The sequence below is a fragment of the Mesorhizobium sp. M7A.F.Ca.CA.002.05.1.1 genome (assembly GCF_003998335.1).
Taxonomy (GTDB): Bacteria; Pseudomonadota; Alphaproteobacteria; order Rhizobiales; family Rhizobiaceae; genus Mesorhizobium.
Window position 1 is genome coordinate 1 of record NZ_RZQI01001173.1, and the last position, 1,515, is coordinate 1,515.

Here is a 1,515-nt window from a genome sequence, read left to right on the forward strand (position 1 = left end):
GTGTCGACCGAGCAGGCCTATCGGGCCATCCGGCAGGTCCTCAAACCCGCCATTCCCGATCGCGAACTCGACGACATGGTCGCCTCGCTTGCCGTGAAGAAGGGCCTGGCGGTCGTTTTCGACCGCCAAACCAAATCGTCTGCCGATCATGTTCCTCGGGGCACAAGGCCCTAGATCAACGCAGGTCTGCAGGCGTCGAGCGCCACATCGATACGGGGCCAAACGGCCCCGTATCGATGTGCATCGCCGGAGGAACGAGCGATACACCCGCGCCGTAGGCCTGTGTGCCGCGAGCCGACGGGCGTGGCGGCTTCAGGCGGCAGTGCTGACCTTGCCCGGCTCAAGGATCGACTTGACCTTGTCGGCGACGGCGCGTCCCAGATCGGCGTTGTTTCCGGCAGTAAAATGGATGCCGTCAACACCATCCGTGGTGAGGTAATCGCCGGCATTGAGAAAATCGATCTTCATGAAATCCGCCATCGCCTTGTACTGCCTGGCCAGATCCCTGGATTTTTCGTGCCCGCCACCAAACATGCCCTCGAACCACGGATCGGGCATCGGGGTCAGCGGCGGCGGCGCAATGACCAGCGCCTTGGGAGCCGGATAAGGGGTGCCGATGCCGCCGGCACTGGTCAGGATCTGCCCGACCAGTTTCGCCATTCCATTGGCGATCTCATAAGGCGTCCGGCGGAAATAAGACTTGGTGTCGTTGGTGCCGAGCATGACGATGACCAGGTCGAGCGGCAGATGGCTGGCGATGGCCGAGGGCAGATAGTTCGCCCCGTTCAGGCGCGGATCGTTGGGGTCGTCGAGACAGGTCGTGCGCGCGCTCAGGCCTTCTTCGATGATGTGGTAGCCCGCCCCCAGCGCCGCCGCCATCACACCGGTCCAGCGCTGATCATAAGGGTAGCGGTAGGTCGGCGACCCTTCCTTGACCGGAACCCAGCCCCAGGTCAGCGAGTCGCCGTAGCACATGATGTTTTTTGGCGGTGACATCCATGTTTCTCCATCTGTTTGCAATTGTCTGAACGCCGGCGCACTTGCTCTTCGCCGTTTCAAATCAGGGGTTTCGCACGCGCACTCCGTAGAAGATCGCCGCGCCGAGGATGATGACGCCCTGCGCGATGAGCTTGCCGGGCTCGTCGATGCCGAGCACCGTCATCACCACGAACAGCAGCGCAAAACACAGCGCCCCGAAGAAAGGCCCCCAGACGCCGCCGTCGCCACGACCGAAGACGACGCCGCCGAGGATCGTTGCCGCGACCGCCAGGATCGGCAGGTCGAGGCCGATACGGACGCTGCCGACGGCGATGGAACCGGTCTGCACCAGGGCGGCGATCGCCGCTATCAGGCCGGCGAGCGTATGCGCCAGGATGACCGTGCGCTGGACCGGCACGCCGGAAAAATGCGCGGCTTCGGCATTCTCCCCGACCGAAGCGACGTAGCGGCCAAAGATGGTCCGCGACAGAAGCAGCCACACCGAAGCGGTCAGCAGGACCCAGAACAGCACCGGCG

At 63.8% G+C, this 1,515-nt stretch carries 2 protein-coding genes; both read right to left on the reverse strand.

Annotated features, from left to right (window positions below; translation table 11 throughout):
- Positions 1 to 312 precede the first annotated feature (312 nt).
- The gene (locus EN939_RS33790) at positions 313 to 996 is read right to left on the reverse strand and encodes an SGNH/GDSL hydrolase family protein (protein WP_127271777.1); all 684 of its coding nucleotides are present in this window, start codon (positions 994 to 996) and stop codon (positions 313 to 315) included.
- 64 nt (positions 997 to 1,060) lie between these two features.
- On the reverse strand, positions 1,061 to 1,515 hold a 455-nt coding region (locus EN939_RS33795; RefSeq protein ID WP_442919592.1), incomplete at its 5' end, for an ABC transporter permease.

Coding starts and splice junctions, on each gene's coding strand:
- EN939_RS33790 (WP_127271777.1), bottom strand. CDS start 996: ATGTCACCGCCAAAAAACATCATGTGCTACGGCGACTCGCTGACCTGG.